Here is a 19,395-nt window from a genome sequence, read left to right on the forward strand (position 1 = left end):
TAACCGGCGCCTCGCCAAGGACTTCGAGAATACTCTCGAAAGCGCCACTGCCTGGATCTTCATGGCCTCCGTCCAGATGATCACCAGACGTGTCGCAACTCATTGAAAATGTTCAAGGGAATTTCGAGTCAGACTCTAAGGTAGCATTCAAAGCTGAACTCAATTGTACAATTTCAAGGCCTTCTTCAAAGTATTCAAAACTGGTCGTAATCTGGTTTATTTCTGCGATGCCGTAAAACCTTGTGATCATCCGTTTTGTAGCCAATCTCTGATACGATATGCACCTCTAGGCAATCCAGATTGACAGTAAGCGTGTCGGCTCGCTCATCTGCATCGAACCTATTCTCAGCAAAATAGCTAGGTAGTTTTGTCAGCATTGCCTTGTCCCACTCCGCCGACTTAGTCATTTTTTCTCGAGGAGTATTTTCAGTTACAGTGAACCAAGGCTCAGCACCTTCATTGGTGTGCATGTAGGTAGTGGCATCAATCTCGCTCCCATCAGGCAGAACAATCTCCTGCACCCGACTTGCCCGATGAAACATGACGACGTTGACACTCTTGTCGCCGGTTTGCGCCGATGGGAAAAGGACACCGTCCAGCTCGGTTTCAAGACCATTCGCCAGAAAATCGACAACAGCCTGGGTTGCAAGGTAATCAAAGGCTTCATCCGTCGGCATCACAGGCCGCGAGATTTTATACTTTAGAGAGCGAAGAAATCTCTGCCGCGACAGTCGATCAGCAAAATATGGGTCAAAAATACTGCCAGATTCGGTGACAGATCGAAGTGCTTGGAAATCCAGCAACCGGACCTTCCGTAAAAGATCGAAACGTCCAATCAAGACTCGGCTTGCGACCGGCGGACGAACCTCAGCAATGGCTCCTAAAACACTATCTGCACCATAAAATACCGAGACACCATGAGCGTTCATCCGACCCGCAGGAGCTAATTCCGAGGGAGGAGGACCAAGTTCAAGATCAGGCCTCTTCATCGCAACTTCAAGCTTATCATCTGAATAAAACACTCTCCCCCGGTAGAACCCTAAAATCTCCTGTTCTGGTCCCGCCTCAATGACCACTGGGCGGCCTTTGGCAGTCTTCATCGTATCAACACCGCCAAAAATGGACTTGAGGTACTCCTGTGCAGCACCACTAAAGAACCTCGTTTCTCGCTTCAAATTCCGTTCGAAACGCTGCCACTCCTCATGCCAAGCGCCATCGCTGGGCATAATTTCCTCATAGTATGCCTCGGAAGCGAATTCACACTCTTGACCACACACGGCGGCATCCCAGTCTTCGTGCTTCTTCTCGAGATATTGTTGTAGGTCGCTCGCGATTTCTTCGGAAGAGTTCAGCGCATTCATGATCGCGTATACGGTCTGCTCTCCATCGCGATCCCACTCATACGTGCCTTCTTTGTCGGCAAGCATCATCGATTGCAGTCCATCAGGTTGATCTGGTGTGCGCCTGAAATGCTGTTGAAAGGCTGCCTCTACCGCGTCGGCTACTTCAGACAAAAGCCAAGTTCGACGCTCATCCTCCTCGCAGTAGAAACACGTCTCAACCTCGCCATTTAACTCAATCTGTTTTGCGAGATAGTTATCACCGACGCAGTGTTCACAAATGGCTCTCTCGCCATATTCTTCGACGTCAATGTCCATTATGAAATGTGTTCTCCCCAACCATCGACACTTATCGATCCAGTTGCCTGAAACTGCACTAATAGTACTTCGAGAAAAATGTGGGTTGAGTTGGTCGAATGAGTGTATCTGACACCTCAATCATAGTACTCGCCTTTTTCTTTCCACCTCCTTTCTTAGCAACTTCCAGCTCACCTTCCGAAGCAAGCGTCTGCAACACTCCGAAAATCATGTCATTCTGAGCCGCTGTGAGGTTTCCTATTTGGGATAAAAGGTCTTCCACCATCAGAACATCATCAATCATGTTATCCATGACCCTTGACGGCAGCTCATTCTCCAATTCCATCATAAGTTTTGTTTCATCCTCCTCACGAAACGAAAACAGGGCGTCTTTGCTCTCAGCCAGACGGTGATCGAACCCAAGCTCAAAGAGGCTTCCTTTTCCGATATGCCGGAAGTGATTTTGCTGGTCCCAATGAACGGAAAGCATCTTATCTCGAGCCGCCTGATGCTTTGACAAATGCGCCAACAGCATCCAGCGTTTGTCCGTTTTTGAGTACATCATGAATGGAGTGAAAAAGTGAGCACCACTATTCCTGCGAAGGTTCTCCATGATTGTTCTTTGTGCCGTCGCCCGACCAAAATTTTCATCATCTTTGAGAGCCTGCCACGTGTTTACAAAGTCTTCAGTAACACCAAATTGCCGTAAACCTTCCAATCCGCTCCCATCTGTCCGGAGATAATTGAGCAAGGCATCAATTGAGAATGTCAGAATTGCCTCTGGCTTATCTAGCGCAGAGAAGATCTGTTGAAGACACTTGACCGGGACATCCATATATCCCCATTGGTCTAGGACAAAGAAGCTGCGGCCTTGGCGCTGACGCCCTTTGATGTCCGCAATCACTTTAGGAAGAATATGTTCAAACTCTCCCGTTTGAAGGATTATGCTGTCATCCACCTGCCGCGCAAAATCGCTTCTTAAAAGTTCGTCACGCAAGGCCGCCATATGCAGCTTGTTTGCGTCGCTGAAATAGTACTGGGCTGCAATTTCAAGTGGCTTGTGGCGATCAGCATTTACACGGATCTTTGCTTTTTCCACCGCATTAAGTAGTGCAAATGGGCTACCATATCTGGTCTCGCTGCCCTTTTGATACAAGCCACCGCCACAAAAACCATCGACGATGGTTATCCGCAGAACGTCCATGCGGCGATTGGCGGTGACGGTGTCAAAATAAACATCAAGGTATTGTTCAATAACCTCGAGTTTTCGTTCCGTATGAGCTTCAATCCGAGGGCGGGGCTCACCAATCTTCCAATTAAAATTTTGTTTCCTAGCCATCAATCTCAGCTGCGAAGATAAAACATTTCATAAATCTGACCTCTCTTGGCACAAACGCAAGCAAAAACTATACCTGAAGTTGAATTTCGACAGGCATTTCATCCCAAGTACGACCTCGATAGTCACGCCCATTTAGTTTCTTGGAGCGCTTCTTATTATCTTTGCCCCAAGTACCCCATTGTTTGAAGAAGAAAGCGGTCCCATGCAGTCGGCAGACATCATGAATGTCGTCAATCCATTCTTCCTTGATGGGCCTTGCATTCCTGCCACTTTCTCCACCAACGATAGCCCAATCGATACCTGTAAGATCAACCTGCCCTACGCTGTCGATCAAAGGCTCAAAAGATACAAAACGAATGCTCGCCGGCACTTGGCGCAATTCATCGATGCGATGCACAACATGCTGCGCCTCGACGCTTGTTCCAAGCCATACATTCATCAGGGGAAAGGGGCAGATCTCCAACAGTATCTCTGCCATCCTATCGGGCCTCTTTGTCAAGATTTGATAGTGATGGCGAGGCGTCTCAGCCATGATTTGCCAAACCTCTGCGACAAAGGCTTTAGACACAGCCGGATGAAAAAGGTCGCTCATCGAATTGACGAAAATTTTTCGAGGCTTCTTCCACTTTTTTGGGATTTCTAGAGACGTACGATCTTCGTGCACAACTCCGTTCCAGACCGTACGCTTGCCCGTTTTTCGCGTCAGCCCCTTGTACTTTTCGACCCCCATGGCCTCCAAGCGCTTCGCCATGTTCATCGCGTAACAGTTCGTACACCCAGCGGACATAATCGTGCATCCGGCAACCGGGTTCCATGTTGCATCAGTCCATTCAATCTGCGTATCGGCCATTTGATTGCTTTCATGAACACTAGAGACCTCCCACAAGTGTTACCTCTGGTGGAACATAGAGGCAACAAATATGAAACTCCGTAATGTGCTTCCTCAGCGGGGCAAAAGCAAATGTTGTGCCGAGATCCACAATACAACCTAAGTGGTATCGATCGAGACGGAGGGACGCTGACGACAATTTTTCCGAAAAATCTGCGAGCGGATATCATTCAACCGCCTTTTCCAAATGCCCCCCCACCGGGTGCCCAAAATGCGCCATATAGCCAACTACCGACCATGCCACTCACTGCACGGCGTCATTCATAAATGTATACCTTGATGAACATCGAGATGACGGCTTGACAGCCCGTTCATTTTCCGTTCAACAATGATTGATCATTTAAGTCTAGATATTGGTGAACAATATGGCTCTGGTTGGTTATGCCCGTGTTTCCTCAGTCGGGCAGTCTCTCGAAGTACAACAGGAGAAGCTCGGGGAAGCAGGATGCGCAGAGATATTCGCCGAGAAGCGTTCTGGCTTGGATACCGAGCGCCCCAAATTGGCAGAGTGCCTTCGCTATGTCCGCAAGGGCGACACGCTGGTCATCTCTCGCGTTGACCGCCTAGCCCGATCTGCCAAGCATCTCCTCTCCTTGGTGAGCGAACTGGAGAACAAAGGCGTTACCCTCAAGGTGCTTGACCAGAGCATCGACACAGGAGACGCAGCCGGTCGCGCCTTCCTTGGAATGCTTGCCGTCTTCGCACAGTTCGAGACAGACATCCGTAAAGAGCGGCAGATGGATGGCATTGCAAAGGCGCAGGAGAAAGGCATCAAGTTCGGGCGAAAGCCACGGCTAACAACAGAGCAAGAGGCTGAGGCACGTCACCTAAGAACCACGGAGGGTTGGTCGATCCAGCGGATTGCGGACCACTTCGGGATCTCCAAGGGGCTCGCTCACAAGGCCACGAGCGCAGACAAGAGCTAATTGCAAGGCTAGTGCGTGAAAACGTTCCCATACTGAGCAAATCGCGCGTTGGGACGATCTAAAACGTAGCCATACTGTACATAGAACGGCCAAACCCGCTCTCTGCACCGGCATCCGCACTCCCAACTGATCGAGTGTGGACACCGTCCCCTTAGGACACTCTCCCTCAGACGTCGGCTGGTCAGATCATATCTGGCCGGTCCGATCTTCTTTTGTCGGAGACCTGCGTCCCCTCCCCCGAAATCCCCACGAACACATGAGGTATCCCCATGACGGATAAGCCTACTCTCGTCACGATCTATACCGACGGGTCCTGCAAGGGAAATCCTGGCCCCGGCGGCTGGGCAGCCATCCTGACAGGCAGAAAATCGATCAAGACGCTCTCCGCAGGAGTACTTGATACGACCAACAATCGAATGGAGCTGACAGCGGCCATAGAGGGCCTCAGGGGGCTCACGAGAGCCTCGAAGGTACTCGTTATTTCCGATAGCGAATACGTCATCCTAGGAGCTTCGGAGCGCCTTCTTGGCTGGAAAGCTCGAGGATGGAAAAACGTGAAGAACGTGGACCTGTGGCAGCAGCTTCTTAGTGAGATAGCAAAGCACGAAGTCCGGTGGAAATGGGTGAGAGGACATGCCGGGAACGAGTTCAATGAGCTGGCTGACACGCTTGCTACCGAGGCCGTGACACGACAGACACGCTTGGTGGGGACCGCCCTAGCCAGTTAACGCCACGCCTAAGAAGACAGCCTATTATCAGGACGCCTCAACCGACGATCAGACACCCAAGCCAATAATCGGCAAGGTGTCTCTATCGGCCATGTTCCCCACCTTCACAGTGGAACTGCCGATCTCAGCCTATGGAGTTTCTGCACCAGAAAACCTCCATGGCTTATCAAAAGACCCAGCATTTCAGCCATTCTTTAGACCCTTTCCTTAAAAGAAGAAGGGGTAATGATTGAGTTTGTGCTGGCTCTTCCTCCTCAAGGAAACCTTCAAGAAATGATCACCGTCATCGATGCCGTCATGGGGTCTGGCAAAACGACCCACATCATCAAACACATCAACGAAACCTATCAACAAGACCTCAAAGCCAACTTCGATAGGGGACAGAGGCCTACCAAATTCCTTGTCGTCACGCCTTTGCTGTCAGAGGTAGAGAGGTTCAGGTCTTCCTGCCCCATGTTGGACTTCAGGGACCCTCAGCCAATCGAAGGGCGCAAGCTCCATCACCTTGAGACGTTGGTGCGAGAAGGACGGAATATTGTCTCCACACATGCCCTGTTCCGCCTTCTCAATCGCGACATCTTCCGTCTTCTGCAAGATGAAAACTATGTCCTGATCCTTGATGAGGTGCTGGACTGTGTCCAAATCTTCAAGACGCTGACCAAAGCAGACAAGGACCTTCTGTTCGATCAGCGTCTTGTCTACGTCGATCCAGAGACCAAGCGCCTTGGCTGGAACATGCGAGATCATTCAGCCTATTCCGGCCGCTTCAGCGCCATCAAGGAGCTGTGTCGCAACGGCAATCTGGTTTGCCGCAACGGCACGGTCCTACTCTGGGAGTTTCCCGTCGAATTCCTGGAGTGCTTCTCGGACATCATCATCCTGACCTACATGTTCCATGGATCACCTATGTCCGCCCACCTCAAGGCTGCGGGTCTCATGTGCAGCCTCAGGGCCATCCAGGACGGAACGCTAGTCAACTATACCGAGGTCGACGAAAGCGCCCTGAAGGCTCACCTGAGTGGTTTGATCGAGGTGTACGATGGGCCGATGAATGAGATCGGCAATAGGCAGGGAAGGTCCAACGCCCTTTCTTCCTCGTGGTTTAAGCGTCAATCTCCGGAAACGCTTAAACGAATTGGTAGCTCAACACGAAGGTTCTTTGAGGTAACAGCAGGATCCCCATCGAACGCCAACATGTGGACTTGTTTCAAGGATCAGAAGCAGAGCCTTAAGGGACCCGGCTACACTCGGGGATGGGTCCCGCTGAGCACCAAGGCCACGAACGACTACGCCAACAAGCAATCCTTGGCCTACCTGTGCAACCTCTTCCCCCATCCTGTTATCAAAGGCAGCTTCACCGACCGGGGCATCTCCTTTGATGATGACCTCTATGCCTTGTCTGAGATGATCCAGTGGATATGGCGCTCACAAATCCGCAATTTCCAACCCATCAGTCTCTTCATACCCTCGCAACGAATGCGTGGGTTGCTGACGGACTGGCTTGCATCCAAGAACACGCTAGAACTGATCAAGCGCGAGCCTCAGCTCATCGCAGCGTAGCGCCCACACCTATACCCATGGCTAACCCACGGGCTCCGTCGGACATTCTGGCGGGGCCTCAACACCTGTTTGTATGGCTGCCCACATTTTTCAGGACCAAATCCCAAGTTGAAACTGTTACAGTGAGATGTTACATTCCGAACAGGATCAGCGACAATAAGGCATTGATATTGCTTGATTTTATTCCCCGGAATGGAAAATTCAAATCTCTCCGGCAGCACCATTTTCAAGCCAGATATTTTTGGATCGGTAGAGTTCAAACTTCGCGCTGTCGCTTCGTGTCCGCACAGCTTTTCGCTCCCCAAGCGAGAGGCCTGGGAAGCGACTGGATTCGCTGACTTTTATCCCGGAGATCCAGGCCGACACCGTCAGACAGCCATCTTGTCTCTTTGGGCATTCTGGATCTGCCGCCAGACGAAGGCACAGATGAAGAGCAACGTGAGAACGAGAATGATCGTCGGTGCCGGCGCGCTGTCGATCCAGAAGCTGACGTAGACGCCCCCTGTCATCGCGAGGAGCGTAACGGCAATCGCTGTCAGCATCATGGGCAGGAATTGACGGGTCAGGAGGAATGCGATTGCGCCCGGCGCAATCAGGAGACCGATGGCGAGGATCAGGCCGACGGCCTTGAGTGTCGCGACAATCGTCAAAGACAGGATCGACAAGAGCCCATAGTGCAGGAGCTTGACGGGTAGACCCAACGCCTGCGCCTGGGCCGGGTCAAATGCGTGAAGCAACAGATCCCGCCACTTGAAGGCAAGCGCGAAGGTGACGAAGGCGCCCACGAGTCCGGCCGTCCAAAGGTCTGCGGATCCGACACCCAGCATGTTGCCGAAGAGAATGTGGTCCAGATGCACGTTGGTCTCGACCTTCGTGTAGAGCACCATGCCGAAGCCAAACATGCCCGAGAACACCACGCCCATGACCGTGTCCTGTTTTACCCGGCTGTTGTCCTTCAGATATCCGGTGGCCAAAGCACAGGTCATGCCGGCGCAAAACGCGCCGATCAGCAGCGGAATGTTGAGGATATACGCAATCACAACGCCGGGCAGAACCGCATGGCTGACAGCATCGCCCATCAAGGACCAGCCCTTGAGCACCAGAAAGCACGAGAGCATCGCTGTTGGTGGCGCGAGCAGAATGGCCACCCAAAACGCGTTTTGCATGAAGCCGAACTGGAACGGCAGCACAAGATCTTCCATCAGGCGCCTCCCGTTTCTGCCTGACGCAAAGCCTGCGCGGCGCGTCTCCTGGCAGCCAGCAGCCCATGTTTGGGCGCAAAGACAAAGACCAGCAAAAAGATCAATGTCTGCAAGGTGATGATGATCCCGCCCGTCGCGCCATCCAGAAAGAATGAGAGATAGGCGCCCGTGAAGCTCGTCACCGCGCCAATTGCGACACTCATCGCCAACAGCTTTGGAAACCGGTCGGTCAAAAGGTAGGCCGTCGCACCTGGCGTGACCACCATGGCAATCACCAGGAACGCACCAACGGTCTGCAGGGCCGCGACGCAGGAAGCAGAGAGCAGCACGAAGAAGATGAAACGCAAGCGTTCCGGCTTCAACCCGATGGACCGTGCATGGTTTTCGTCGAAGAAGGCAACCATGAGATCCTTCCACTTGAGCAGTAGAATGGTAAGCGAGACAAAACCGATGATCGCGAGCTGGAGCGTATCCTCAGGCGTGATCGCCAGGATATTTCCCAGAATAATCGTGTTCACGGAGACCGGCACCGGCGAGACCGAGACCATGAACAGCCCGAGGCCGAAGAAACTGCTGAAAATGATGCCGATGATGGCATCTTCCTTAAGGCCCGTGCGCTGATTGAGAAACAGCATGGAGCCGGCAGCCAGACCGCCGGACAGGAATGCGCCGAGCGCAAAAGGCAGCCCAAGCATATAGGCACCGGCAACACCTGGCACGATCGAATGGCTGAGCGCATCTCCGATCAGGGACCAGCCCTTGAGCATCAGATAGGCCGACAGAAAGGCGCAGACACCGCCCACCAGAGCACTCACCCACATGGCGTTGGTCATATAGCCGTAGCTGAAGGGTAGCAGCAGGGTTTCCATCACGACGCCTCTTCAGCAATCTTGGCGTCGGCCGTGTTCGTGGAGCCAGCATCCGATTGAGTGAGCGTTCTCGTCTTGTCGTCGTACATGACCACAGGCCGTTCATCGTCGGTGATGATTGTCACCGCCCGCGCATCATCATCGTCGTGCAAGTCGGCGCCGCCCAGAACGAAATGCCGCAGCACGCCGCCAAAGGCGACCTCGAGGTTTTCGCGGGTGAAGGTGGTTTCCGTCGGACCATAGTTGAGCACCGTGCCCTTCACCAGGACGGTCTGATCGCAGAACTCGGGAACGGAACCCAGGTTGTGCGTCGAAACGAGCATGACCCGCCCCTCGTCGCGCAATTCTCGAAGAAGCTTGATGATTGCCTCCTCCGTCTGCACGTCCACGCCGGTGAAGGGTTCATCAAGCAGGATCACCTGCCCGTCCTGGGCCAGAGCCCGGGCAAGAAACACACGCTTGCGCTGTCCGCCCGAGAGTTCTCCAATCTGGCGCCTTCGAAAGTCGGACATGCCAACACGTTGCAACGCGTTTTCGACAGCCCTTCGATCAGCAGCCGAAGGGATGCGCAAGAACCCCATGCGGCCATAGCGGCCCATCATGACCACATCTTCGACGAGCACGGGAAAAGACCAATCGACTTCCTCTGCCTGAGGCACATAGGCAACGATACCCTCTTTCAGAGCCGCTTTCACTGGACGGCCCAGAATGCGGATCTCGCCGCCAGCCAGCGGAAGAAACGCCATGATCGCTTTAAAAAGGGTCGATTTTCCGGCCCCATTGACGCCGACCAGCGCGGCAATCGATCCGCGCGGCACCGTAAAACTGGCATCGCTCAATGCCATGACGCCATTTCTATAAGTTACCGTGACATGTTTGGCCGACAACCCGGCCTCGCCTGCATTCAACTCTTCACTATCGATCACAACACGCGTCCGTTTGTTACTGGCGGGGCCTTTGCCCCGCCTCCACGCCCATTTGCCTCGCGGGGCGATTACTCTTTCGCCGCTCCAATCAAACCAGCTGCAACCGTTTCGGTGGTCACCCGCAGAAGGTCCAGGTAGGTCGGCACCGGGCCATCAGGATCCGAAAGGCTGTCCACATAGAGAACCCCACCGTAGCTTGCGCCGGTTTCGCGCGCCACCTGCTTGGCCGGATCTGTGTTCACCGTGCTTTCGCAAAAGACCACCGGGATTTCATGATCGCGAACCTCGTCGATCACCTTACGCACCTGCTGAGGTGTTCCAGTTTGGTCCGCGTTCATTGGCCACAAATAGATTTCCTTGAGACCAAAGTCGCGCGCCAGGTAGGAAAAGGCCCCTTCGCAGGTCGCAAGCCAACGCTGATCTTCCGGAACTTCTGCGATCATCTGCTTAAGCGGCTCAATAGTCTCGCGAATTCTGGCCTTATATGCCTCGGCATTGGCCTCATAGACCTCCGCATTTTCCGGATCCTGTTCCGCCATTGCCGCACGAATGTTGTCAACGTAAATCAAGGCGCTTTCTAGCGACATCCATGCATGCGGGTTTGGCTTGCCCTCATAGCCGCCTTCGTGAATAGAGATTGGCGAAATGCCCTCGGACAAGGTCGCGGATGGAAGGTCTTTGAGGTTGCCGAGGAACTGCTCGAACCAGAGTTCCAGATTCATTCCGTTCCACAAGATCAGATCTGCATCCTGAGCGCTGATAAGATCCTTCGGCGTCGGTTGATAGCCGTGGATTTCGGCACCCGGTTTTGTCACGGACTCCACGATGGCAGCATCACCTGCAACGTTTCTGGCCATATCCGCCAGGACGGTGAAGGTCGTCACGACCTTGAGCTTTTCATCTGCAATCGCGCTCGACCCCGCGATGCATCCCCCGGCGACAGCCATTCCCAGCACGTATTTAGACCATGAATATTTCATTGCTTCGCTCCTAGCGCATCCGTCATGGGACAAATATGCCGAGCCCGAACCGAATGTCAATGCTATTAGGAATTATTTGCAAAAAGGATTATTTTCCTCTTCTGACCCGCATAGCACCTCGGCGAAGATCCACTATTCCAGCCGCCACTTTCAGATATTCGGAGTTTTCGGGGACCGGGCTTTTCGGCGGTTATCGCAAGGGCGGCTATGGACAGGCGGGGCCGTCATGTTAAAGCAACATCTGACTGTTAGCGGGTGAACCTTCTAACTGACGAAGAACCGGCTTGCGGAACACTGATTTCCGCGATTGCCCAGTTGATCGGAATGAGACTATGCGCGTTGCAATGATTGGAACTGGCTATGTCGGGCTCGTGTCCGGGGCCTGTTTTGCCGACTTCGGCCATGTGGTCACTTGTATCGACAAGGATGCGGGCAAGATCAATGCCCTGAACAACGGCGAGATCCCGATCTATGAGCCCGGTCTTCAGCAGCTGGTCGCCAAGAACGTCGATGAAGAGCGCCTGTTCTTCACCACTGATCCGAAGGATGCCATTGCAGAGGCAGACGCGGTCTTCATCGCCGTTGGCACGCCGACCCGGCGCGGTGACGGCCATGCGGATCTGTCCTATGTCTATGCTGCGTCCGAAGAGATCGCCGGGCATCTCGATGGCTTTACGGTCGTGGTCACCAAGTCGACCGTGCCTGTCGGCACCGGTGACGAGGTCGAGGCGATCATTGCCAAGACCAATCCCGACGCGAAGTTTGCTGTTGTTTCCAATCCGGAATTCTTGCGCGAAGGCGCAGCCATCAACGACTTCAAACGCCCGGACCGGGTGGTCGTCGGCACCGACAGCGAAGATGCTGCCACGGTCATGTGCGAACTCTATCGGCCTCTGTTCCTGAACGAAACCCCGATCATCATCACCCAGCGCCGCACCTCCGAGCTGATCAAATATGCCGCCAACGCCTTCCTTGCGGTGAAGATCACTTTCATCAACGAGATTGCCGACCTTTGCGAGAAAGTAGGCGCCAATGTGCAGGAAGTTTCCCGTGGCATCGGGCTCGACAACCGCATTGGCAACAAGTTCCTGCACGCAGGCCCCGGCTATGGCGGCTCCTGTTTCCCGAAGGACACGCTGGCGCTGTCCAAGATCGGCCAGGACGCGGGCTCGGAGCTGAAGATCGTCGACAGCGTCATCGAGGTGAATTCAGAGCGCAAGAAGAAGATGGCGGACAAGGTGATTGCCCACATGGGCGGGGACGTCAGTGGCAAGACCATCGCTCTCCTCGGCCTTGCCTTCAAGCCCAACACCGACGACATGCGCGAAGCCCCCTCGATCGACATTGTCGCCAAGCTGCAAGAGGCTGGCGCCAAGATCCGCGCCTATGACCCCGCCTCCATGGACGAAGCCTCGCACCTGATGAGCGATGTTCTATTCTGTGACGGGCCCTATCACGCCATCGAAAACGCCGATGCGGTTGTCATTGTCACCGAATGGGACCAGTTCCGCGCGCTTGACCTCGACCGTGTCCGGCAAACGCTTGCCGCACCCAATGTGATCGACCTCAGGAACATCTACCAGAGCGATTACATGATCGAACGCGGCTTCAAATACACAAGCGTAGGGCGGGCGTATTAAGCGTCCGCTCTACTGCGTTGCCAAGCGCGCCGCTATTAACCACTTTTTCGCTTTAACCTTGGGTTAACCATAGGGGATCGTTACATTTCCTTCCAAACTACAGGGAGTGAAACAGGGTGCCTCCAGTCGCACTAGTCGATAGAACTCCGCCAAACGGCGCCAAACGCCAAGCGCCTCATATGGCAATTTCTAACACCTTGCCGGATGCGCGACGCTACGCCGGGATAAAGAGGCTGTTTGACATTGTCGGGGCGGTGTCCGGCATCTTATTGCTTGCGCCGCTGATGGCAGGGATTGCCATTGCGATCAAGGTGAACAGCACCGGATCGGTTCTCTTCCGACAGACGCGCCACGGTAGGAATGGGTCGACGTTCACCATACTCAAGTTCAGATCCATGTACGCAGATCTCGGTGACGCCAGCGGGCGGCAACAGACCGTGCGTGATGACCCCCGGATGACGCCGGTCGGCCGCTTTCTGAGGCGAAGCAACTTCGACGAACTGCCCCAGCTGTTCAATGTCCTGAAGGGCGAAATGTCATTGGTCGGGCCACGCCCCCACGTGCCGGGCATGCTGGCTGCCGGTCTGCCGTATGAGGAATTCGATCCACGCTATCATCAGCGCCACCGGGTCAAGCCTGGCATCACCGGGCTTGCGCAGGTCAATGGTTATCGCGGTGAGACCAAGGTTCCTCATGCCGCGCACATGCGTCTTGAGCACGACCTTGCCTATGTCGCGCGTCACTCGCCGCTTCTCGACATCAAGATTATCTTCAAAACGATTGTTCGCGAGTTCTTCAAAGGCAACGGTTACTAGCCGGACACCCTTGGACCGGTCAGGAGCCGAGTACGCGAATGAGCCTGAGAAGCGCCAGCTCGTAGCCTTGCGCGCCGCAACCAGCGATAACGCCATCAGCTCTTAAAGACACATAGGAATGATGGCGAAAGCTCTCGCGCTTGTGCACATTGGAAATATGCACCTCGAACACCGGGCGCTCGAAAGTGCTGAGTGCATCCAAAAGGGCCACTGACGTATGCGTATAGGCTGCGGGATTTATGATGATACCGCAGGCACTTTCCCGGGCCTCATGAATCCAGTCGATCAACTGGTGTTCCGCATTGCTTTGCAGAAAGCGGACTTTCATACCATTTGCCTCGGCGATCTTTCCGCAGGCAACCTCGATATCCTGAAGTGTTTCCTTGCCGTAGATCTCCGGCTGACGCTTTCCCAGCAGATTCAGGTTTGGGCCATTCAAGATATAGACGGTTTGCAAAACGTTCCCCTGTCTCTCTGACCTTTTCCACGAAGGCCATTTCTCTTTCGATATAATGTCATGTGTTTAAGGACATGTGTGCATTCGATGCGAAAACGCGAAGGTAGATCAAGCCCCAAATACAAAGGCTTCCCTTTAAGGTCGACGTGTGCGCCATTTAGGCAAATTTAACCATAATCGGAGAAATTACATAACGGCACATGGGAGTTAGTTTGTATGGTTGAACTGAAGAAGACACTCGACACGCTGGAAGCCTTCAATCAGGCAATCGAGGGACTACGCCATCTGCCCCCGGAGACGCTCTCCAAGTTTTTGCTGGCGCACTACGCGGTCGATCTGGATCTCATGAGCGAATTCCTCATGAACTCGACCACCACCGAACACGAACTGCCGCTAGCAGCCCCAGCCATCAGACACGCGGCCTGAGTCCATTCAATAAATTTGAACTTGATGCATCTTGCGCTATCGCAGGAGGTGCAGCTTATCCGATGGCTGCAACATCAGGCTTCGCTCCGCCCTGTGGACCATTTGGGTCACCCGGGCCGCCCGGCGCTCCCTGCCAGATTTTCTGACGATTGCGAATTTCGCGCGGAGCGGGACCGAAGTAGGTCGCGGTCTTGATGAAGTCGCGTGGATGAAGAACCACACTTGAAACACGTTGGTATAGTGCTTTTGCCGAGATGGGCTTCGACAGGAGTTCGTGAACTCCCAACCGCCGGGCTTCAACGATCCGGCTACGCTCTGTATGCGCGGTCACCATGATGATCGGAATATAGGCGAAGGGATTGTTCGGACTGCGGATCATGCGCACCATGTCCGCGCCATCGAGGATCGGCATGACCCAATCCAGAATCAGGATATCAGGGTTTGCACGGTCCATCGCTTCCAGACCGGACGCGCCGTCTTCAGCTTCAACAATGCGACGTGCACCAAAACCCTGCAACATCGTGCGCAGGATCGTACGCATATACGCACTGTCTTCGACCAGCAAAAACGTCAGTGAAGAAAGATCAACACTCACCTAGCAAACCTCCATGTCATCCTACAATTGGCAGGAAATCCTGAAAATTGAGTTATTAATGTTCAAGATAAGCTAATTCTCTCCCATCAAAGACGTGGCGGTTTATAGTGGGTCACTTCAGGTGTTCCAATTTGAAGACAGGCTTGAGCACGCAAGAAATTTGAAAAACTTGCGCTCGATCAATTACCTCGTTTGCTCAGCAAGTTAGCAAGAAGGTGAAAGCATCAGGTAGCGATCACCGCCAAACGGGTTTCGCGAGCGCGTCAATCTGCCGTTAGACTTTGAGAGTCTGACTGGCTAGGGTCCGCAAAAGACGTCAGAGAAGAATAAGGTTCATGGAATGAACTACGAAGAAACCTTTGAACGTGCGATTGACGCCCTTCGGGATGAAAAGCGCTATCGGGTTTTCGCCGATCTGGAGAGGGTCGCCGGGGAATTTCCAAAAGCAGTTTGGCGCGCCGAGAATGGCCTCGAGCGCGACATTACGGTTTGGTGCTCCAACGACTACCTGGGTATGGGCCAGAACCCGGCCGTTATTTCTGCGCTGACGCAAGCTGCCGAGAAAATGGGAGCTGGCGCTGGCGGCACCCGCAATATCTCAGGCACCAATCATCCCCTGGTACAACTTGAACGCGAACTTGCCGACCTTCATGGCAAGGATGCAGCGCTCGTCTTCACGTCCGGTTTTGTCTCCAACGAAGCCTCGATTTCGACCATTGCAAAACTGCTGCCGGACTGCCTCATCCTTTCGGACCAACTCAATCATGCATCCATGATTGCCGGCGTGCGCGGATCGGGAACCGCCAAGCAGGTTTGGCGTCACAACGACCTGGAGCACCTGGAAGATCTTCTCAAGGCGGCCGGCAGTGAGCGCGCAAAGCTGATCGTGTTTGAATCCGTCTATTCGATGGATGGCGACATTGCCCCGATCGAGCAGATCGCTGACCTTGCCGACAAGTACAATGCCATGACCTACATCGATGAGGTGCATGCCGTCGGCATGTATGGCGAGCGCGGCGCGGGCATCTGCGAACGCGACGGGGTGATGGATCGTATCGACGTGATCGAAGGCACAATGGCCAAGGCATTTGGCGTGATGGGCGGCTATATCACGGCCCGCCAGTCAATTGTCGACGCGGTACGTTCCTATGCACCGGGGTTCATCTTCACCACGGCAATCCCGCCAAGTCTTGCGGCTGCAGCCTGCACGTCGATCCGCCATCTCAAAACGTCCCAGAGCGAGCGCACCGCGCATCAGCGCCAGGCCCAACGTACAAAAGAGGCGCTGAGCGCAGCTGGCCTCCCCGTGATGCTGTCCGAGACCCATATCGTGCCAGTGCTGGTCGCCAATCCTGACCTTTGCAAAAAAGCCAGTGACATGCTGCTGGACAAGCATGGCATCTATATTCAGCCCATCAATTATCCAACGGTCCCGCGCGGGACCGAACGTTTGCGGATCACCCCCACACCGCTACACGATGATGCACTCATCGCCCGTCTCAAGGAGGCCCTTGTCGACGTTTGGGACGTGCTCGGACTGCCGAAGGGTACCGTCGATGCGGACTGCAACATCGTTGATGCCAATGGCAACGTCGCCCAGTCGATTTATCCGGCAGCAGGCGGTTAAGTCGCCCGATCAAAGGCTCAGCCACATTTTCACACCTTGGTATTGTTGCTGAGCATTAACGCCTTTTACAACTCCAGATTAACGAGACTTTTAGCGCTTTGGGTGTCCTGTGGGACGCATCCAAAGGGGCCAATGCCCCTGCTTGAAACCGCGTTGCAGGTCCAAAATGCCGTCGAGCCACATGTCACGAGACGACATAGAGCTACTTTCTTCCGCTAAGGCAGATAGAGAAACAAGCTCAGCTGGCCGAGGCGGCCCCTCGCATTCATCGTGGAAGGAAAATGCGCTGCTTGTCTCTGGCCTTGGCCTGGTGCTGGTCGCCGCAAGTATGGTTGTCACGACGCTTTTTTCCTGAAGGCGCTCGCAACACGCAGAACACCGACAGGTCCTAGCTTTCGCCGCCCTTCTTATCTGCAGGCCCTTCCAGGTCATCGTCCTCAAGAATGCGCCATTTCGCACCTTCCAGATCTTCGAATTGACCGCTTTTCAGCGACCACAGGAAGCCGGCCAATCCAAGCAAGCCAAGGAACAGTGCGATCGGTATGAGGTAGATGAGGACGTCCATTCAAAGCTCCGAGCGGGCTGACCCGCCATCTCCCCATCGCAGGCGAAGGGCGTTTGCCGTTACCGCAATCGAGGATGCAGACATGGCGACCGCCGCCATCAGTGGCGTGACCATACCGGCGACGGCAATTGGAACGGCGACGACATTGTAAAGTGCAGAGATCCAGAGATTTTGCTCTATTGCTCTGCGTGCCCGTCGCGAGATTTGAAGGGCGTTTGCCACCGGCTGCAATTTATCGCCCAGAAAGACCGCATCGGCAGCAGCCTGGGACAGATGAACCGCAGTGACGGGTGACAAGGACACATGTGAGCCGGCCAGCGCAGGAGCATCATTGAGACCGTCTCCAACCATAAGCACTTTCCGCCCTTGCCGCTTCAGCGTTTCGAGATGGGCGATCTTTTCACCAGGCTTGACCTCCGCCCGCCAGTTGGCAAGTTCAAGTTCCTCGGCCACAGCCCGAACAGCCCCTTCCCTGTCGCCAGACAGAATTTCAAGCTGATAGCCAAGCCCGGACAATTCTGCCATCACCGCGGCAGCGTCTTGCCGCAAGGATTGGCGTAATGGCAAAAGCACCGCCGGTTCGGTGCCGTACTTTACTGCAATTACCGAGGCTCCCGGGTGTTTTTTCATGAGCGCAGCTATCTCCGCATCCGGAACGCTGCAAAATGCAGGACCTCCAAGGCGAAGCGCCCACCCGTCGACTGTGGTCTCGATCCCTGCGCCAGGCGTCTCCGAGACAGATCCGAACGGCCGCAACGCGCCGCTCTCCTTCACCAATGCCGATGATAGAGGATGGCGGCTTGAAAGTGCCAAGCGCCCGACAAGTGCCAGAAGCTCGTCAGAAAGCTGCCCGTTATCGAGCAGACATGGTTCCGCGGTGGTCAGGGTTCCGGTCTTGTCGAAGACAATGGTATCCACATCCGACAAGCGTTCGATCGCGTCACCGGAGTTCAGCAAGACCCCGGACTTGAAGAGCTGGCCCGAGGCTACGACCTGGACAGCGGGGACCGCGAGACCGAGAGCACAAGGGCATGTGATGATCAAGACAGAGATCGCAATCACCAGAGCTGGCTGCCAATCGGCCCCGGCCAACATCCAGCCAGCGAAGGTCACGGCGGCTGCGCCATGTACGATGGGCGCATACAGCTGTGCGGCGCGATCGGCCAGTCTGACATAGAGCGACTTTGCCTGGGTTGCCGTCTCCAGCAGCCGATTGACCTCATCAAGCAGCGTTGCACCTGTGGCGGCGCTTACCCGGACCTTTAGCGTGCCGTCACCGTTCAATGTGCCAGCATAAACCTGGGTGCCCTTTTCGACGGGATGCAAAATTGTCTCACCGGTCACAAGGCTCTGGTCGATTTCCGAACGGCCATCAACGACGACGCCGTCGACAGGAACACGGTCACCGGCCATCACCAGAACCATATCGCCCGGTTCAATCTTGGACAAAGGCACTTCGCGTACCGTGCCATCTGCTCCAATACGAGCTGCAACTTCGGCCTTCAGGGCGGCTATGTTTTCAGCAAATGAGCGCGTACGGCCGCGCATGTTGTGATCCAGATAGCGACCGACCAAAAGGAAGAAGAGCAACATCACCGCGGATTCGAAATAGGCGTGGTGTTGATGCTGCATGGTCTGGATCAGGGACAGCCCGACTGCCAGCGTGACGCCGATAACGATCGGCACATCCATGTTCAGCCGCCCTGCCCGCAGAGCAGAAAACGCACTTTTGAAGAACGGTCGGCCTGAATAGGCAACCGTCGGCAGGGCAATCAGTGCGGATAGCCAATGAAAGAAATCGCGCGTTTCAGGCGTTATGTCGGTTGCGTTTCCGGACCAGACGGAAACGGAGAGCAACATGATGTTCATGCCTGCGAACCCCGCCACGGCCATGCATCGCAGCAGGTTCTTGCCGGTCTGGTCCTGACGGTCTTTCTGGCTCGCCGGATCGAAGGGATGAGCAGTATAGCCAAGCCTTGATAGCTCAGCGACGATCTGATCGGCGCCGGTCTGCCCTGTGTCCCAATCCACGGCAAGCCGCTGACTGGTCAGATTGACCCTGGCTTTGCGGATGCCGGGAAGACGGGAGAGACCGCGTTCAATCTCCCCCATGCAGGCGGCGCAGGTGATGCCCTCCACCGCCAGATCCATATGCACCGCGCCCTCTTCGGCGGGGGTTACGAAAGCATCCCAATCGCGTGCGTGAACGTTCAT

At 54.6% G+C, this 19,395-nt stretch carries 18 protein-coding genes and 1 pseudogene; 8 read left to right on the forward strand and 11 right to left on the reverse strand.

The window, feature by feature from the left end:
* A pseudogene (locus ABJZ52_RS15985) lies at nucleotides 1-106 on the forward strand (IS5/IS1182 family transposase); the annotation flags it as partial.
* 88 nt (nucleotides 107-194) lie between these two features.
* Here ABJZ52_RS15985 and ABJZ52_RS15990 read toward each other — a convergent pair.
* The 3 genes from ABJZ52_RS15990 to ABJZ52_RS16000 form a co-directional block, all read right to left on the reverse strand.
* Nucleotides 195-1,658, reverse strand: coding sequence for an RES family NAD+ phosphorylase (locus ABJZ52_RS15990; protein WP_348188203.1), 1,464 nt, complete (start codon nucleotides 1,656-1,658; stop codon nucleotides 195-197).
* A gap of 58 nt (nucleotides 1,659-1,716) precedes the next feature.
* Nucleotides 1,717-2,976 (reverse strand): three-Cys-motif partner protein TcmP, encoded by a 1,260-nt coding sequence (locus ABJZ52_RS15995; RefSeq protein WP_348188206.1) that lies wholly within the window; start codon nucleotides 2,974-2,976, stop codon nucleotides 1,717-1,719.
* A 67-nt stretch (nucleotides 2,977-3,043) separates the two neighbouring features.
* Nucleotides 3,044-3,826 (reverse strand): DUF5131 family protein, encoded by a 783-nt coding sequence (locus ABJZ52_RS16000; protein ID WP_348188208.1) that lies wholly within the window; start codon nucleotides 3,824-3,826, stop codon nucleotides 3,044-3,046.
* A 404-nt stretch (nucleotides 3,827-4,230) separates the two neighbouring features.
* On the opposite strand from ABJZ52_RS16000, the gene ABJZ52_RS16005 reads away from it, so the two are divergent.
* The 3 genes from ABJZ52_RS16005 (at nucleotide 4,231) to ABJZ52_RS16015 (ending at nucleotide 7,079) form a co-directional block, all read left to right on the forward strand.
* Nucleotides 4,231-4,791, forward strand: a complete 561-nt coding sequence (locus tag ABJZ52_RS16005; RefSeq protein ID WP_348188210.1) for a recombinase family protein — start codon at nucleotides 4,231-4,233, stop codon at nucleotides 4,789-4,791.
* 269 nt (nucleotides 4,792-5,060) lie between these two features.
* Entirely contained in the window at nucleotides 5,061-5,519 is a 459-nt protein-coding gene (rnhA, locus tag ABJZ52_RS16010) for a ribonuclease HI (RefSeq protein ID WP_348188213.1), read from the forward strand.
* 225 nt (nucleotides 5,520-5,744) lie between these two features.
* Complete coding sequence (locus ABJZ52_RS16015; protein ID WP_348188215.1) at nucleotides 5,745-7,079, forward strand: DEAD/DEAH box helicase family protein; 1,335 nt, start codon at nucleotides 5,745-5,747, stop codon at nucleotides 7,077-7,079.
* Between the two features lie 368 nt (nucleotides 7,080-7,447).
* On the opposite strand, the gene ABJZ52_RS16020 is transcribed toward ABJZ52_RS16015, so the two are convergent.
* The 4 genes from ABJZ52_RS16020 to ABJZ52_RS16035 all read right to left on the reverse strand — a co-directional run bounded on the left by ABJZ52_RS16020 (nucleotide 7,448) and on the right by ABJZ52_RS16035 (nucleotide 11,023).
* Nucleotides 7,448-8,281, reverse strand: a complete 834-nt coding sequence (locus ABJZ52_RS16020; RefSeq protein ID WP_348188217.1) for a metal ABC transporter permease — start codon at nucleotides 8,279-8,281, stop codon at nucleotides 7,448-7,450.
* Nucleotides 8,281-9,150, reverse strand: a complete 870-nt coding sequence (locus tag ABJZ52_RS16025) for a metal ABC transporter permease (RefSeq protein WP_348188220.1) — start codon at nucleotides 9,148-9,150, stop codon at nucleotides 8,281-8,283. The genes ABJZ52_RS16020 and ABJZ52_RS16025 overlap by 1 nt, the downstream gene beginning before the upstream one ends.
* Entirely contained in the window at nucleotides 9,150-10,076 is a 927-nt protein-coding gene (locus tag ABJZ52_RS16030; RefSeq protein ID WP_348188223.1) for a manganese/iron ABC transporter ATP-binding protein, read from the reverse strand. Before ABJZ52_RS16030 ends, ABJZ52_RS16025 begins: the two co-directional genes overlap by 1 nt.
* A 68-nt stretch (nucleotides 10,077-10,144) precedes the next feature.
* Nucleotides 10,145-11,023, reverse strand: coding sequence for a metal ABC transporter substrate-binding protein (locus ABJZ52_RS16035; protein WP_348188493.1), 879 nt, complete (start codon nucleotides 11,021-11,023; stop codon nucleotides 10,145-10,147).
* Nucleotides 11,024-11,388: 365 nt separating this feature from the next.
* Between ABJZ52_RS16035 and ABJZ52_RS16040 the strand changes: the two genes are divergently transcribed.
* On the forward strand, nucleotides 11,389-12,696 hold the full coding sequence (locus ABJZ52_RS16040; RefSeq protein ID WP_348188226.1) for a UDP-glucose/GDP-mannose dehydrogenase family protein: 1,308 nt from the start codon (nucleotides 11,389-11,391) through the stop codon (nucleotides 12,694-12,696).
* Nucleotides 12,697-12,875: 179 nt separating this feature from the next.
* Nucleotides 12,876-13,511, forward strand: coding sequence for a sugar transferase (locus ABJZ52_RS16045; RefSeq protein WP_348188229.1), 636 nt, complete (start codon nucleotides 12,876-12,878; stop codon nucleotides 13,509-13,511).
* 19 nt (nucleotides 13,512-13,530) lie between these two features.
* On the opposite strand, the gene aroQ is transcribed toward ABJZ52_RS16045, so the two are convergent.
* Nucleotides 13,531-13,968 carry a type II 3-dehydroquinate dehydratase gene (gene aroQ, locus ABJZ52_RS16050; protein WP_348188231.1) on the reverse strand — a complete coding sequence of 146 codons (438 nt, stop codon included), beginning with the start codon at nucleotides 13,966-13,968 and terminating at the stop codon, nucleotides 13,531-13,533.
* 216 nt (nucleotides 13,969-14,184) lie between these two features.
* Here aroQ and ABJZ52_RS16055 point away from each other — a divergent pair, with 216 nt between their 5' ends.
* A complete protein-coding gene (locus tag ABJZ52_RS16055; RefSeq protein ID WP_348188233.1) occupies nucleotides 14,185-14,394 on the forward strand; it encodes a hypothetical protein in 210 nt (69 codons plus the stop codon).
* Nucleotides 14,395-14,449: 55 nt separating this feature from the next.
* Here ABJZ52_RS16055 and ABJZ52_RS16060 read toward each other — a convergent pair whose 3' ends face one another.
* Nucleotides 14,450-14,989, reverse strand: a complete 540-nt coding sequence (locus ABJZ52_RS16060; protein ID WP_348188236.1) for a response regulator — start codon at nucleotides 14,987-14,989, stop codon at nucleotides 14,450-14,452.
* Nucleotides 14,990-15,329: 340 nt separating this feature from the next.
* On the opposite strand from ABJZ52_RS16060, the gene hemA reads away from it, so the two are divergent.
* Nucleotides 15,330-16,616, forward strand: coding sequence for a 5-aminolevulinate synthase (gene hemA / locus ABJZ52_RS16065; RefSeq protein WP_348188239.1), 1,287 nt, complete (start codon nucleotides 15,330-15,332; stop codon nucleotides 16,614-16,616).
* Between the two features lie 388 nt (nucleotides 16,617-17,004).
* Here hemA and ccoS read toward each other — a convergent pair whose 3' ends face one another.
* Nucleotides 17,005-17,181 (reverse strand): cbb3-type cytochrome oxidase assembly protein CcoS, encoded by a 177-nt coding sequence (gene ccoS / locus ABJZ52_RS16070; RefSeq protein WP_348188241.1) that lies wholly within the window; start codon nucleotides 17,179-17,181, stop codon nucleotides 17,005-17,007.
* Nucleotides 17,182-19,395: a heavy metal translocating P-type ATPase gene (locus ABJZ52_RS16075; RefSeq protein ID WP_348188244.1), complete on the reverse strand. Its 2,214-nt coding sequence runs from the start codon at nucleotides 19,393-19,395 to the stop codon at nucleotides 17,182-17,184.

Source organism: Roseibium sp., assembly GCF_039982295.1.
Lineage (GTDB): Bacteria > Pseudomonadota > Alphaproteobacteria > Rhizobiales > Stappiaceae > Roseibium.

Coding starts and splice junctions, on each gene's coding strand:
- ABJZ52_RS15990 (WP_348188203.1), bottom strand. CDS start 1,658: ATGGACATTGACGTCGAAGAATATGGCGAGAGAGCCATTTGTGAACAC.
- ABJZ52_RS15995 (WP_348188206.1), bottom strand. CDS start 2,976: ATGGCTAGGAAACAAAATTTTAATTGGAAGATTGGTGAGCCCCGCCCT.
- ABJZ52_RS16000 (WP_348188208.1), bottom strand. CDS start 3,826: ATGGCCGATACGCAGATTGAATGGACTGATGCAACATGGAACCCGGTT.
- ABJZ52_RS16005 (WP_348188210.1), top strand. CDS start 4,231: ATGGCTCTGGTTGGTTATGCCCGTGTTTCCTCAGTCGGGCAGTCTCTC.
- rnhA (WP_348188213.1), top strand. CDS start 5,061: ATGACGGATAAGCCTACTCTCGTCACGATCTATACCGACGGGTCCTGC.
- ABJZ52_RS16015 (WP_348188215.1), top strand. CDS start 5,745: ATGATTGAGTTTGTGCTGGCTCTTCCTCCTCAAGGAAACCTTCAAGAA.
- ABJZ52_RS16020 (WP_348188217.1), bottom strand. CDS start 8,281: ATGGAAGATCTTGTGCTGCCGTTCCAGTTCGGCTTCATGCAAAACGCG.
- ABJZ52_RS16025 (WP_348188220.1), bottom strand. CDS start 9,150: ATGGAAACCCTGCTGCTACCCTTCAGCTACGGCTATATGACCAACGCC.
- ABJZ52_RS16035 (WP_348188493.1), bottom strand. CDS start 11,023: ATGGCTGTCGCCGGGGGATGCATCGCGGGGTCGAGCGCGATTGCAGAT.
- ABJZ52_RS16040 (WP_348188226.1), top strand. CDS start 11,389: ATGCGCGTTGCAATGATTGGAACTGGCTATGTCGGGCTCGTGTCCGGG.
- ABJZ52_RS16045 (WP_348188229.1), top strand. CDS start 12,876: ATGGCAATTTCTAACACCTTGCCGGATGCGCGACGCTACGCCGGGATA.
- ABJZ52_RS16055 (WP_348188233.1), top strand. CDS start 14,185: ATGGTTGAACTGAAGAAGACACTCGACACGCTGGAAGCCTTCAATCAG.
- hemA (WP_348188239.1), top strand. CDS start 15,330: ATGAACTACGAAGAAACCTTTGAACGTGCGATTGACGCCCTTCGGGAT.
- ccoS (WP_348188241.1), bottom strand. CDS start 17,181: ATGGACGTCCTCATCTACCTCATACCGATCGCACTGTTCCTTGGCTTG.
- ABJZ52_RS16075 (WP_348188244.1), bottom strand. CDS start 19,395: ATGAACGTTCACGCACGCGATTGGGATGCTTTCGTAACCCCCGCCGAA.